The sequence below is a fragment of the Selenomonas ruminantium subsp. ruminantium ATCC 12561 genome (genome assembly GCF_000424065.1).
In the GTDB taxonomy this organism is placed as follows: Bacteria; Bacillota; Negativicutes; order Selenomonadales; family Selenomonadaceae; genus Selenomonas_A; species Selenomonas_A ruminantium.
In genome coordinates this window covers 61,873-76,453 of the sequence record NZ_AUJE01000020.1, presented here as the reverse complement: position 1 = coordinate 76,453, position 14,581 = coordinate 61,873, and the positions used below count along the sequence as shown (strand labels likewise).

The 14,581-nt window shown below is 49.1% G+C and carries 9 protein-coding genes; all 9 read right to left on the bottom strand.

What is annotated here, in order from left to right:
- Positions 1-306 precede the first annotated feature (306 nt).
- Complete coding sequence (locus G598_RS0109245) at positions 307-645, bottom strand: hypothetical protein (RefSeq protein WP_157833309.1); 339 nt, start codon at positions 643-645, stop codon at positions 307-309.
- 77 nt (positions 646-722) lie between these two features.
- Entirely contained in the window at positions 723-1,295 is a 573-nt protein-coding gene (locus G598_RS17555; RefSeq protein WP_051180135.1) for a hypothetical protein, read from the bottom strand.
- Between the two features lie 178 nt (positions 1,296-1,473).
- Positions 1,474-5,310 carry a PolC-type DNA polymerase III gene (locus G598_RS0109235; RefSeq protein WP_026766733.1) on the bottom strand — a complete coding sequence of 1,279 codons (3,837 nt, stop codon included), beginning with the start codon at positions 5,308-5,310 and terminating at the stop codon, positions 1,474-1,476.
- 15 nt (positions 5,311-5,325) lie between these two features.
- The gene (locus G598_RS0109230; protein ID WP_026766732.1) at positions 5,326-5,937 is read right to left on the bottom strand and encodes a lytic transglycosylase domain-containing protein; all 612 of its coding nucleotides are present in this window, start codon (positions 5,935-5,937) and stop codon (positions 5,326-5,328) included.
- Positions 5,921-6,532, bottom strand: coding sequence for a dephospho-CoA kinase (gene coaE / locus G598_RS0109225; protein WP_026766731.1), 612 nt, complete (start codon positions 6,530-6,532; stop codon positions 5,921-5,923). The genes G598_RS0109230 and coaE overlap by 17 nt, the downstream gene beginning before the upstream one ends.
- The gene (mutM, locus tag G598_RS0109220) at positions 6,529-7,359 is read right to left on the bottom strand and encodes a DNA-formamidopyrimidine glycosylase (RefSeq protein WP_026766730.1); all 831 of its coding nucleotides are present in this window, start codon (positions 7,357-7,359) and stop codon (positions 6,529-6,531) included. The genes coaE and mutM overlap by 4 nt, the downstream gene beginning before the upstream one ends.
- Position 7,360: 1 nt before the next feature.
- On the bottom strand, positions 7,361-9,964 hold the full coding sequence (gene polA / locus G598_RS0109215) for a DNA polymerase I (protein ID WP_026766729.1): 2,604 nt from the start codon (positions 9,962-9,964) through the stop codon (positions 7,361-7,363).
- A 35-nt stretch (positions 9,965-9,999) separates the two neighbouring features.
- On the bottom strand, positions 10,000-11,280 hold the full coding sequence (locus G598_RS0109210) for a L,D-transpeptidase family protein (RefSeq protein WP_026766728.1): 1,281 nt from the start codon (positions 11,278-11,280) through the stop codon (positions 10,000-10,002).
- A gap of 361 nt (positions 11,281-11,641) precedes the next feature.
- Positions 11,642-14,557 carry an insulinase family protein gene (locus tag G598_RS0109205; protein WP_026766727.1) on the bottom strand — a complete coding sequence of 972 codons (2,916 nt, stop codon included), beginning with the start codon at positions 14,555-14,557 and terminating at the stop codon, positions 11,642-11,644.
- Positions 14,558-14,581: the final 24 nt, after the last annotated feature.

The following is a 14,581-nucleotide window of genomic DNA, read 5'->3' as shown; positions in this document are numbered from 1 at the left end:
TTGCAGGCATGGTAATTCTCCTCGTAATTGAGGAACTTCTTCTCCTTGAAATAGTATTGCCTGATGTTGTAGAGAGCCACATTGTACAGGTTATTGCTGTACTGGCACATCTCCCTGAGCATAGCATACTCTTCCTTGGAGAGTTTTCGGATTACATTCGATTGAGTTAGATACATCTTGTTACACCTCCTTTCTTACTATATACATATTATATGGCAAAAGAAAACAGTTGGCAAGACTATCTACGTTGTTTTGTAGATTGAGCGGGCATCGAACCCGCTCAATCTACCGCCATTCATCTCCCACCTAAGAGGAAGGCGTCTTCTGGCGGGGGCGATAAATCCGTTTATGCGGTTCTTCCTGCATATATTTTTTTCTGTCTTCTGGCAAATACAGATTCTCAATATGTAAATCAACAAATATATGGTCCCCTTCTGCCTGGCTTACGATATATCCTTCATCAGAATCAGCCAGATAATGCATTTCCACTGGCAGCTCGATTTGTAACGCCTGGTCTTCAGCAGCGATAAACCTGCTTTTTTCCCAAAAGCATTCATCCAACCTCTGAAAAACACCATAATCATTCAAAATCCACATACTTCCTATAAGAGCAACCGCTAATAAAAAAAAGCGTATGATAATCATCTCCTCATTTATCGTTTTCTTTCCTCAATCACGGCACAGGGAGTTGCACACACTGCCTTCACCTGCCCATCATAATTTTAAGATGCCGAACTTCTCGCTCCGGCAGAACCAAAACCACTTTTCGCCCCGGAACTGCTGGAAGATTTTGCCGAACTGCTGCTCTTGCTGCCAAACGATGTTCTGACCTTACTCGTATTACTCCGTGAGGAACTGCTGAAACTGCTGCCACTGCGATATCCTGTATTCCTTGGATCCTCTTTTTCCTTCATAGGAACCACCGGCCCATGGGGGATAAAGCGTCCCTGTACTGCGCTATAACGTCCGCCCTCACCGCCACTCAGCCCGTGAAACATATAATACCCGGCAGCCAGTCCGGCAATCAACCCCTCAGAGCCATGTAAAAAACGCAAACTACCATTCTCCTCCCGTTTGATGGTTACAGAACGGCCATCCTCATAAGCCGCAGTTTCTGAGCCATCTTCATTCTGCGTCAATGTATACTCTCGCCCTTCATCATCCACTAAAATCTGCGCCCCTTTATCCTGCTCAGCAAGGATATCCGCATCCTCTGCCAGCCAGGACGCAAAAGCCGCAGTAGTTGCTGCTGCTGTAAAAACTGCCAAGACCTTACTTGTCTTGCTGCTTAACAAAATTCCCCACTCCTCTTAATAATTTATGCAAATGATTATATCACTATAATCTTAATGAATGGTTAACTCTTTCTTAGTTCCCTATTAAAGATTTGCATATAACAAAAAACCGGTAAAACTTTTCTCACAACAAGTTTTACCGGGTTTATAAACTTAGAATTATACTTTATTGCACGAATTAGCCAAAAAGCGCAATCTGGTCGGATTCGCCCATGCCGTCAAGACAGCCATGGTCACGCAGGATTTCGATATTGGTTTTGGAAATACCTGTACGGCGGCGCAAATCTTCGATACTGGTGAAAATGCCGTCCTTGCGGGCTTCCACGATGCTTTGGGACGCTTTGGTTCCCATGCCTCCCAGACTTGCCAAAGGCGGCAGCAGGGATTTTTCGTGGATGATGAATTTTTCTGCATCAGAAGTATAGATATCTACATTCTCGCAGTCGTAGCCACGCAGATACATTTCCCACGCCAGCTGCAGTACAATCAGCGTCGCATTCTGCTTGGCATCCAATTTCTTCTCCTTGGAAATCGCTTCGAGTTCGTGAATCTGCTGCCCCACATATTCCTGCCCCTTAGCAATAACGTTGGCGTCAAATTCGTCGGCGCGAATGGAGAAATACGCCGCATAGTAAGCCAGCGGATAATGCACTTTACAGAAGGCAATGCGATAGGCCATCATAACATAAGCTGTAGCATGGGCACGCGGAAACAGGTATTTGATTTTTTGACAGGAGTCAATATACCACTGGGGAATATCGCCGTCCTGCAGTTTTTTGACAACATCCGGGTCAATGCCCTTGCCCTTACGCACTTTTTCCATGGTCTTAAAGGACAGCAGCGGGTCAATGCCGTGATGAATCAGATACATCATAATATCGTCACGGGCAGAGATGGCATTCTTGATGGTACACTGACCGCTGCGGATAAGGTCCTGGGCATTGCCCAGCCACACGTCCGTACCATGGGAGAAACCGGAAATACGCACCAAATCCGAGAACACGTCCGGATTGGTATCGTCAATCATCTGTCGCGTAAACGGCGTACGAAATTCCGGAATGCCGAAGGTTCCCGAAGTTGCCCCCAGTTCCTCAGGTGTGAGTCCCAGTGCATCTGTACAGTTAAACAGCGACATCGTAGCCACATCATCAAAGGGAATGGTTTTCGGGTCACGGCAGGTCAAGTCCTCCAGCATCTTGATTACCGTCGGGTCATCGTGGCCCAGAATATCAAGCTTAACCAGACGGCTGCTGATAGAATGGTAATCGAAATGGGTGGTAATCGTACCGCAGTTCATATCGTTGGCGGGGTGCTGAATGGGCGTAAAGAAATGCACGTCCATATCGCGGGGCACAACCATGATGCCGGCAGGGTGCTGGCCGGTTGTGGATTTCACGCCCATACAGCCATGAGCCAGCCTGTCGATATAAGAGATATGTTTCTTTATCCCCTTTTCTTCGAAGTATTTTTTCACATAGCCAAAAGCCGTCTTATCCGCCACGGTTTGAATGGAACCGGCGCGGTATACGTTGTCCTTGCCAAAGAGGATTTCCGTGTACTTATGCGCTACCGGCTGATAGGTACCGGAGAAGTTCAAATCGATATCGGGAACCTTATCGCCATCGAAGCCCAGGAATACGGCGAACGGAATATCGTGGCCGTCCTTAATCAACGGCGTGCCGCAAACCGGACATTCCATATCCGGCAAGTCATAGCCGCAGCCGTAGGAACCATCGGTGATGAACTTACTGTACTGGCAATGCGGGCAGCGCCAATGCGGTGGCAGCGGATTAACCTCGGTAATGCCCGTCATGGTAGCGATAAAGGACGAACCTACGGAACCACGGGAACCTACCAGATAGCCGTCGTCGTTGGATTTTTTCACAAGGCGCTGGGCGATAAGATAGAGCACCGAGAAACCGTGGCCGATAATCGGCTTGAGTTCCTGCTGCAGACGCGCCTCCACGATTTCCGGCAGGTTTTCGCCGTACATGGATTTTGCGCGGTTGTAGGACATGGATTCAATTTCCTCGTCCGCACCGGGAATCATCGGCGAATACAAATCGTCCGGAATGGGCTTGAACTTCTCAATCATATCGTTTATCTTCCGGGGATTGGTCACCACAGCTTCATAGGCCGCTTCCTCGCCCAAATAGGAAAACTCGGCCAACATTTCCTCGGTCGTGCGCAGGTAAAGGGGCGGCTGGAAATCAGCATCCTTGAACCCCTTGCCCTTCATGATAATTGCTCGGTAAATGCTGTCTTCCGGATTGAGAAAATGTACATCACAGGTGGCCACGAGCATTTTGTCCAGCTTTTTCGCCAGTTCCGCTACCTTGAGATTGATGTTGATTAAGTCTTCATCCGTGTTGATGTTGGGGAATTTTTCTTCCCGTTTCAAGAAGTCATTGTTGTGGATGGGCTGGATTTCCAGATAGTCATAGAAAGACGCAATCTCAATGAGCTGCTCCTCACTCTGCCCTTCCACAATTGCCCGGATAAGTTCGCCCGCTTCACAAGCCGAGCCAATGATAATGCCATCCCGATATTCCTGAATGATATTCTTGGGCAAACGCGGTCGGTTTTTATAGAAGTATTTTACATGGGATAATGACACCATTTGATAGAGATTACGCAAGCCGTTGGGGTTCTTCGCCAGGAAAATAATATGGTTGGCCCGTTTCTGCGTGTAATCCTCTCCCGTAAGGTATCCTTCCATGCCATAGATAATCTTGATATTGAGTTTCTCTGCAGTCTTGGCCGCATCCGGATAAGCCTGCACCACACCATGGTCGGTGATGGCAATAGCCGGCCAGCCCCAGCTATCAGCGGTTTTGATGAGGTCTTTTACGGATACTACGGCATCCATATCGCTCATTGTCGTATGAGCATGCAGCTCCACGCGTTTGACCTCGGCATTATCCTCGCGCTTCTTCATTTCCTTCTTGGCTAAAGAATCTACAAAGACCACATACTCGTTCATGTAGGTATCAAAGCGCACGGACCCCCTGATGCGGACAGCCATGCCCTCCTTGAGTTTGCCCATGATTTCGTCGAAGTCTTCTTCCTGACCATTGCGGCCCTTACCGGGCTTAAAGAACTTCTTGCAGGCAATGCCGTCCGATTCATCCGACAGGCAGAACGCCAGCATCTTGGTACCGGTCTTGAATTCGATGGTCTTGAGACCGGAACCGGCACCTTCGCCGATAAAGCCTTCCAGAATAACGCTCTTGGTTTCCCCATCCAAATCGGCAATCAGCTGGCGTTCGCCCATAATATTGCGGCCAAAGATGGTATTGCCCGCACTTTGTACCACCACAGGACGAGAAAAATCTTCCCGTTTGGGGGCAGGTGCCGCCTTGGGCTTGGTTTCTGCTTTGGCCGATTTTGCTGCTGGTGCAGGCGCAGCCTGATGTTCACTGCGCGTTTCTGCCATGCGTTCCTTACGCAAAGCCGCCTGATATTCCGGCGTATCGAAACTGTCGTCCACAGAGAGATTCTGCAAGACTTCATCACTGGCCTCACAGAGCACTGGACAGCGATAGCCCAACATATCCTTGATGGTATGGCTCATCATCTGCATCACCCCATGGGCCCGCATGATTTCGCCGCCGAGCTCACCAGGAACTTTGATGGTGAGCTTGCTGCCGTCCACCACGTACTTCGAGCGCTTCAAAAGCTGAAAGACGGTCGGATTATCTTCCGCCACCACTGTTACGAGTTGCGGCCAGATCTTGCTGATACCATCTTCAATATCCAGGATATCCTGATAAAAGATAACCTGCTGCAGATTACACTTGCCCTTAATCTGTTCCGCCGCCCTCTGCAAAAGCACATCGGGAATCAAAGTCTGACTCGTCAGGGCAATTTCCCAAAGGCTCTCTTTGACACTGACTTCCACATGACGAATTACAGCATTCTTTAACAGAGTCTTATCCTCTTCATCCAAAGTCATCCCCTGCACCAGCTGCCAAAACATATTCTCTTGTTGCGGAACAATACGGTACTTCTGCATAAACTGCCTTTCTTTTTACTCAGGATAAAGCTCCCGGTACTTCTTGCGATCACCAATAACCTGTCTTACATATTCCCGCGTTTCCTTAAACGGAATCGCATCAATATCATGGAAGGAATAATTCCAGTCTTTTTCCTCCATCCAGTTCTTCACATTGCCACGACCTGCATTATAGGCCGCTAAAGCCAGCACATCATTGCCCTTAAATTCCCGCTGCAATTCTGCCAGATACCATGTGCCATAGCGGATATTCCGATCCGGCTCGTGGAGATTTTCCAAACTGTAGCTCTTATCGCCAATCTGTCCGGCAATCCATTCCGCCGTATCCGGCATCAACTGCATAAGTCCAACAGCCCCTCGGTGAGACAGGGCCGTATGCTTAAACTTACTCTCGCTTTTTATAACTGCCGCAGTCAGATTGCTGTCCACATGATAGATTTCCGCATATTTCATCACCGTATCATGATACGGATATACATAAAAATACTTCCGCTGTACCGGCTCAAATTGCAGTACAAAAAACGCACTAACACTTATCAGTAAAATAAATAAAGCAACGCAAAAGCAGGTTGCCATGCGTCGCTGAATACGCCGATTCTGCTGGACCCTGTCACGAAATCCCTGCATGGGTCCACTCCTTCCAAAGTTTTTCCGCCTGCAGGAAACTCTCCTCCAGACTGCCACTATTATCAATAAAGGTATCTGCCCGTTTTTTCTTCTCACTAAGCGGCATCTGGGCAGCAATGCGCCCACGAGCCTCCTCTTCCGTATATCCATTGCGCTGCATCAGGCGAGCAAGCTGGGTAGCCTCATCGACAAATACCAGACAATTCTCTTCTGTCATTTTATCCCATCCGGCTTCAAAGAGCAATGGCACATCGAGGATAATCAACGGAAAATTTTTCTTCTGCATACAGGCTATCTGTTGTCGCATAACGTGCGCTAAAATGGGGTGTGTATGGTCATTAAGCCACTGCCGCTCCGTTTCATCGGCAAAGACCTTGCGGCCAATCGCCCGGCGGTCAAGCGTGCCATCTGGTTGCAGAATCTCCTCACCAAAATGCTGCACATAAATCTTATAGAGCGCGCGTTTGGGCTTGGACAGATGATGGGCAATGGCATCCACATTTAAGACCGCTGCCCCCTTTTCCCGAAAGAATTTGGCCATGGTACTCTTGCCGCTGGCAATGCCTCCGGTGAGGCCAATAATCCGTGCCATCATTCACCCTCCTGACACTTCGGGCAAAAATGCGTACCTCGCCCGCCTACAGTTATGCGCTCAATAACCGCGCCGCAATTGCGGCACTGCTCGCCCTTGCGCCCGTAGACATAGAGATGTTCCTGATGGCTGCCCTTACCGCCTTCACCATTTTGATAATCGCGGAAGGTCGTACCGCCATCGGCAATCCCATCGGCAATTACCTTATTCACACTTTCCCATAATCTGCCGCATTCTGTCTGCGTCAAGGAATTAGCCGGGCGCAGGGGATGAATCCCCGCCAAAAACAAGGCTTCATCCGCATAGATATTGCCAATGCCGCCAATGTATTTCTGATTGAGCAGGAAGGACTTTATCGCCACTTTCCGCTGCTTAGCTGTCTTATAGAGATATTCTGCCGTAAATTCTGCCGACAGTGGTTCCGGCCCCATTCCAGCCAGTCCTTTCAGCATCCCTGATTCCTGCGGCTTAAGGCCATGAATCGTGCCCAAGGTGCGGGTATCACCATAGACGAGACTGGCGCCATCCTGGAAATGGAATATCACCCGTGCATGATGGTCGCTGGTATCACCCGTGGGTTCATAGACCAACCGCCCCGTCATACGCAGATGAAAGACCACCTTGCTGTCATTATCCAGCTCCATGAGCAAATACTTGCCCCGGCGGTTCATGGCCTTGATGGTTCTGCCTGTAACCAATGCGCGGAAGCCTTCCACATTGGGCCATTTAATCATGCGGGGCAGGCAGATATCCAAATTCATGATCGTTTTTCCCGCCACCTGCGTATCCAAATAGCGGCGGATGATTTCTACTTCCGGCATTTCCGGCATTTTACTTCGCCTCCGCCCAGTTCTTCCCTGCGTGCATATCAATAAGCAGCGGCACGGAAAGTTTCACAATGTTTTCCATAGTTTCCTTGAGGATAGCCTGCACCTGCTCACGCTCGCTGTCCACCACTTCGAGCACCAGTTCATCGTGTACCTGCACGAGAATCCGGCTCTTGACGCCGGCTGCCTGCAATTTATGATACACCGCAATCATGGCCAGCTTGATGATATCCGCCGCCGCGCCCTGAATAGGCGTATTCATCGCCATGCGTTCAGCCAGTGAGCGCTGCATAAAGTTACGGCTGTTGATTGCGGGCAGTTCCCGGCGCCGGTCAAAGATGGTTTTGACAAAGCCATCTTTATGCGCCTGTTCCACCGTATCATCAATAAACTGTTTTACCCCTGTATAGCGGGCAAAATAATTGTCGATATAGCTTTTGGCATCTTTGCGGGCGATATGGAGGTCTTTTGCCAGACCAAAGTCACTGATCCCATAGACGATGCCGAAGTTAACCGCCTTGGCATGTCGGCGCAGTTCGCTGCTGACCTGTTCCAAGGGCACACCAAAGACCTCAGAAGCCGTACGGGCATGAATGTCCTGCTCCTTCTTAAAGGCATCCATGAACAGCTCATCCTGCGACACATGCGCCAAAATGCGCAGTTCAATCTGGGAATAATCTGCCGAAAGCAGACAGTCATAGCCTTCACCCGGCTCAAAGAGTGCACGGATGGTTCTGCCTTCCTCTGTACGCACAGGAATATTCTGCAGGTTCGGGTCCGAGCTGGATAACCTGCCCGTAGCCGTGACCGTCTGATTGAAGCTGGTATAAATGCGGCCTTCTTCGCCAATCAAATCCCGCATACCATCAATGTAAGTGGATTTTAATTTACTCAGTGTACGGTACTGCAGCACCTGTTCCACCACAGGATGTTTATCCCGCAGGGTTTCAAGCACCTCCGCATTGGTGGAATAACCGGTCTTGGTCTTCTTCACCGGCGGCAGTTCCAGCCGTTCAAAGAACACTTCGCCCAGCTGCTTGGGCGAGTTGATGTTAAACTCTGTGCCCGCCAGCACATAGATATCTTCCTGCAGGTTCTTTAAGCGAGCGTCAAGTTCTGCCCCCTTCTTATCCAGTTCCTCACGATTGATATAAATGCCATTCTGCTCCATAGCCGCCAAAACTTCGACCAAAGGCAACTCAATGTCGGCATAGAGTTTTTCCAGCTTCAATTCAGCAAGCTTAGCCGCTAATACGGGCTGCAGGCTGGCCAATGCATAAGCCGCCCAAACAGACTCTGCCTGTTCACCAGTCAAACCTTCCGGCTTTTGCAGGCTGGGCAGATATTCCTGCACCAATCTATCCAGCTCATACTTGCTGGCTTCAGGTGCTAACAGATAAGCGGCTAGGTCAATATCAAAGAAGCTGTCGGCCGCGGCCACACCTGCCTGATAATAAGCCTTTAAGCCCTTTACTGCAACAGGCTTTTCGGACATCAACTTCTGTAACACCGACAGGCCTTCACTATCGGTAATAAAGCCCAGCTTTTTAGCCGGGAGTGCACAAACCGCTGCGCCCGTGAGCTTAGCAAACGGTGCCTTGCCCGTAAATACGCCACTGACGGCAATACATTCTGCCGCTTTCAGTTCTTTTTCTACAGCAGCTTTATCCCAGGTATCATAAGACAGATCAGCTTCGACAGCCGCAGGCGCAGAAAAATCCAGCAGAATTTCACCTTCACCGTAAATCTTTACAAAATTTTTCCAGACCGCTTTAAGCTCATAGCTGTCACAGAAGGCCTGCATCCGCTGATGGTCGGGCGTGATACTATAACTCGGCCAATCCAGTTCCATATCCGGCACCTGACATTCGATAGTCGCCAGTTCCTTCGAGAGAATGGCCTGCTCCCTGTTTTCGGTCAGACGTTCCTTGAGTTTCTTGCCGGAGATGTTCTCAATATGATTTAAGACTTCCTCCAGCGAACCATATTCAAGCAACAGTTTGCTGGCTGTCTTGGGCCCTACGCCCGGCACACCGGGGATATTATCGGAAGTATCCCCCATCAGACCCTTCAAGTCGATAAGCTTAATGGGTGCAAAACCATATTCCTCGGTAAAAGCCGCTTCATCGTATTCCTTTAATTCCGAAATGCCCTTCTTGGTCAATAACACCTTCAGATTTGGCCGCACAAGCTGCAAGGCGTCACGGTCCCCCGTGACCACCATAACCGCGTGACCTGCTCCCGCCGCCTTTGTCGCTAAAGTCCCGATAATGTCATCGGCCTCATAGCGTTCCTTTTCGATAAATGAGATACCAAAAGCTGCTGCAAATTCATGCAGCAGCGGAATCTGGGCGAGGAGCTCTTCCGGTGTTTTGTCCCGGGTTCCCTTGTAATCGGCATACCGTTCCGTACGAAAAGTGGTTTTGCCCTTGTCAAAGGCAATGACCAGTTTATCCGGCTGTAATTCCGTAAGCAGCTTCGTGAGCATATTGGAAAAACCAAAAATCGCATTGGTCGGCCGACCCTGGGAATCCGTCAGAGGTGGCAGAGCGTAAAAGGCACGATACATCAAGCTGCTGCCATCCAAAATTACAAAACGCTGGCTCAAGCGAATTCCTCCCTATGTTGTTATGCTAAAAAAACTTATTTCTTCACCTTATTATTGGTTTTAACCTGTCCGATTTCCTGCTCAGCCACCACGATCTTACTATCCTTAACAGGCTCAGTCTTATGGTCAATTTTCTGTGCCGCATCAATCGTTTCTGCTCGGTTATCCACATTGGCCTTCTTTTCATCCGGTACAAGCTTCATGACGAAATTATTCTTCTCTACAGCACCTTCCAGCTTAAATAAGGTCTTAGCATCAGCCAATTTGCAATAGAGAACATCTTTTTTATCCACGCCATCAGCTGAACCTAATGTGCTGATCAGTTTCTTCGTCTTGTCATTCCAGCCCAAATCCACATGGACAGCATCAGCCAAATCAATAGCCGGCAAGTACATCACACCATTCTGCTCTACGGCCTTGTTTTTCATCTTCTCGCCGTTGACATAAAGCGGATAAACTTTGGCCACATAAGTGGGCTCACCATCAGAAGCATTGATTTTCTGTTCAATGTCCTCATTGCTGACAAAATTTGCTACACCATAACCTGCCAGCCATTTATTGACATCTTCTACCGACAATTTCTGCCAGCCATAACCGTCCGGATAAATGTAATAAACAACCGTATTGTCAGCCATCTTCTCCACCACTACGCGGTTGTAGGTGATTTCTACAGGCGTCCCGATTTTTACCAAATCGAACAACGCTTCTACATCTTTCTCGTGCATACGAATGCAACCGTTGGACACATAATGGCCAATGGAGTCCGGATTATTGGTACCATGGATACCATAATTTCCCTGAATCTGCATCCAACGATAGCCCAATGGACAATCCGGACCGGAAGGAATCGTCTTCCCTGTAGACGGACTGGTCCAAGAGGGATTCACATCTTTGGACTGAATCTTGTAATAGCCTACCGGAGTCGGTGTATACGGCGTACCGGGGCCAATGGGATACAGACGAATTTTTTCTGTACCTTCAAGCAAGGCCAAAGAACGCGCTGCCAAATTAATGGAAATCTTTCTTTCCAAAGACTTCTTCTCAGGATCCGCCGCTGCAGGTTCCACTTTCTTTACCTCAGCAACAGCTGTCGTTGCCGATGCCGGCTGACTTTCTGCCACAGGTGCCATCGGCGCAGAAGCTACAGCCTTGCCCGTTTCCTGAGCCAGCCGCTGTTCCTGCACAGTCGGTTCCTTCACCTGCACGGACATATCCGCCAAAGTTGGCACATGCGCAGGCTCTGCCCCCGCATAAGTAGTCAAACCGCCCGTAAGCAAAGCGGCACTCATCAGACCGGCACAAATATTCTTGAGCATACCTAAAATCTCTTCTCTCTACTAAATTTTAACCCGTCACTCTGACAAGTCACTTCTATATCCTACCATCTAAGCATTTATTTTTCAATACGAATCTAAGTAATTTCTATAATAATGCATCAAGCGCGGGAGCAGATATTTTTTTTCGCAGCGTTTGACAAGCCTGTCTAAGCGAAGAAAAAATATTATCTGCTCCCGCGCGCCTTAGCATATATTTTCAGTTATAACGATACTAAACCCACGAAAACAGTCCGGCGGCTGCTAATGCTTTTCCGTCGCGTTTGACAAGCCTGTCTAAGCAGAGGAAAAGCATTAGCAGCCGCCGGGCGTCTTAATTTATGGATGTATACAAGAACACCGCTTAAAGTGCCGGATGAATCTCCCCAAACACCTCTTTATGTTCGTTAATCTTCTCCTGTCCCCCAAACACACAGAGCACATCTTCTTCCATGCAGGCCTTGACCAGCGGCGCCAGTTTCCGCACATCTGCCTGTCGGGTATCGAGGATTTCATCTCTTGCCTGCTGACGGTCAGCTAAAGTAATGCCCCTCAGCCAGCAGGTAGCGGCTGCACTGCCTTTCATCTGCGGCGTCAGCGGCGTATCAATATTGCTCATCGTGCCGATGATGTACTTATCCATCTCACGCTCCGATGCGTCAAAGCCCGCCAGATAATCCGCCGTTCCATCAAACACATCCAGTGTTTCCGTAAGATTCGGGTCACGATAGGAGCCAAAGTACATCATGCCGTTGCGATTAAAGCTGGTAAATGCACCATAGGCACCACCCTGCACGCGGATTTTCGTCCAGAAGTAGTCATAGCGCAAAATGGTTTCCAAAACGTGCATGGTGCCGGTGAACCCATAGCCAAGCTTCAGGAAGTTGGCACCTTTCCCCACATACTGCACACGGCTGGAAGATGTCAGACCTTCATTGCGGGCCTGCAAATCCCAATGGTATTCCTGTGCAGGATAGATTTCCTTGCCCAGTTTTTCCTGGAATTTACCAAACTCGCCAGCAAACTCAGCATAGAACTTATCATTATCCGTAACGCTGACAATCAGATTGTGCTGGTTAAAGATTTTCTTCGCCAGTTCGCTGAGTTTGGCACTGATAACGGGCAAGTTCTTCGGGAACTCTGCCAACAGTCCCTTGATAAAGGGATAGAACGGCAGGCCTCCTTCATCAGCGTAACGACCAGATGGCATGAGATACCCCGCCAAGCGAGCACTGACCACCTGATGGGCACTGCGCTGCAGATTGAGTTCAATCGTGGCCTGTTCCTGTTCCAACAGCTCCCGCATACGTTTTTCATCGCTGAATTTGCTGGTCATCAGGATTTCCTGCAAGAGTTCCAGCAGCTGCGGCAGTTTTTCCCGCAGGACCTTTGCCTTGACCTTGAACTTCGGCGTTGAGGAATCCGGCTCATTTTGCTTCGTATAGGTCACAATATCATAGGAAATACCGCCGGTATGCAGGTTCTTGCGGTTGGCCAGTTCTCCATAAGTGCTCGTTTCCGTATCCACATTGCCGATAAGTTCACTCAACAGGAACGCATAAGGAATATCTTCCTGCGGTACCGTCTGCGCATCAAAGAGCAGGCTCAGATAGGTAATGCCGCTGGTTTCTACATCGCTGAACAACACTTTTGTCCCTGCCAAGTCCTTTTCCTCTAACGGCAAGTCATAAGCCTTGCGGCGGATATCGCTGAGCTTCAGAAGCGGAATCGTCTTTAAGGCTTCTTCCGTATCTTCACTCTGCTGACGCTCTTTGAGCGCCTTGTTGTCAGCAATAAGCTGCTGAATTTCCTTTTCGCTCAGCTTAGCCTTGCAGGCAGCCAAGGCCTCGGCCTGCGCCTTTTCGCGTTCAGTTCCCATGGTCTTGGAGGGTTCCATGGTAATCAGTGCGGCATGCTTATTGTTCAGGAAGTAGCGGCGAATCAGTTCTTCAAAATAGCCATTATCAAGGCCATCTTTCATGGCCTTAATCAGCGGCTCATAAGCCAGGCACGTTTCCGGCTGGCCGTCATAGAGCCAGGTCTTCATCACGCGAATACCATAGATAAGCCCCTTAGGTGCAGAGCCAAAATCCGATTCACGCAGACGGAATTCGAGCAAGTTGATGGACGCTTCCAGCAAGGTACGGTCAATGCCCTTATCGGCTAACTGCTGTAAGGTTTCCTGCACGATTGCATAGAACTTATCTACACGGTCTTTTTCCGAATTGCTGATGATGATGCTGAAGAACGGCTGCAACATATCATCTTCAAAGGAAGAATCCACATCCTTGCCCAGCTGTGCATCAATCAGGGCTTTGCGCAAGGGAGCTGCCGGCGTCCGCAAGAGGGCATGTTCCAGAATTTCCAAGCCCATCATATCCACGGGATTCAAGGACTCGCCCGTTACCCAGTTCAAGGACAGAAAGGTCTTTTCCGCCGTATCCTCATCCGGGCTGGCCGGATACTTCAACGCCTGACGCTGCAAGCCGGTAAAAGCCGTCTGCTTTTCAATATGGGAATCAATAGCAATGCGGTCAAAAGCCGACAGATATTCTTTGTCCAAATAAGCCAGCTTTTCTTCAATATCCATATCGCCATAGAGATAGATATAGCTGTTGCTCGGATGATAGTAGCGCTGATGGAAGTTCTTGAACATCTCATAAGTGAGCTGCGGAATGGCCTCCGGGTCACCGCCGGATTCATAGCCATAGGTCGTATCCGGGTAGAGCGCAGCCATAATGCGGCTTTCGAGTAAATCATCCGGAGCCGACAGCGCACCCTTCATTTCATTATAAACTACACCACTATAAGTCAGCGGCGCATCGGCGCTGTCAATCTCATAATGCCAGCCTTCCTGCATCAGAATCTGCGGATTTTCCAGCATGGCCGGATAGAATACCGCATCAAGATATACATCCATAAGATTCTGGAAGTCCTTGTCGTTGCGGCTCGCCACAGGATACATAGTCTTATCGGGATAGGTCATGGCATTGAGGAACGTATTTAAGGAACCTTTCACCAGTTCCACAAACGGTTCCTTCAAAGGATACTTGCGGCTGCCGCAGAGCGTAGAATGCTCCACGATATGCGCTACACCGGTATCGTCAAAAGGCGGCGTGCGGAAGCTGATGGAAAACACCTTATTGTCGTCATCATTCTGCAGGAAGAAAAGGCGGGCACCGCTCTTTTCATGCTCAAAAGTCCAGGCAACGGAGCTGGTCTCCTTGCTCTCACTGCGATTTATTACCTTAAATCCATGAATATGGTCATTTATCTTCACAAAATCACTCCTACTGCAATTTAT

Coding starts and splice junctions, on each gene's coding strand:
- coaE (WP_026766731.1), bottom strand. CDS start 6,532: ATGATGGCACGGATTATTGGCCTCACCGGAGGCATTGCCAGCGGCAAG.
- G598_RS0109230 (WP_026766732.1), bottom strand. CDS start 5,937: ATGCAGGGATTTCGTGACAGGGTCCAGCAGAATCGGCGTATTCAGCGA.
- mutM (WP_026766730.1), bottom strand. CDS start 7,359: ATGCCGGAAATGCCGGAAGTAGAAATCATCCGCCGCTATTTGGATACG.
- G598_RS0109245 (WP_157833309.1), bottom strand. CDS start 645: ATGATTATCATACGCTTTTTTTTATTAGCGGTTGCTCTTATAGGAAGT.
- G598_RS0109235 (WP_026766733.1), bottom strand. CDS start 5,310: ATGCAGAAGTACCGTATTGTTCCGCAACAAGAGAATATGTTTTGGCAG.
- G598_RS0109210 (WP_026766728.1), bottom strand. CDS start 11,280: ATGCTCAAGAATATTTGTGCCGGTCTGATGAGTGCCGCTTTGCTTACG.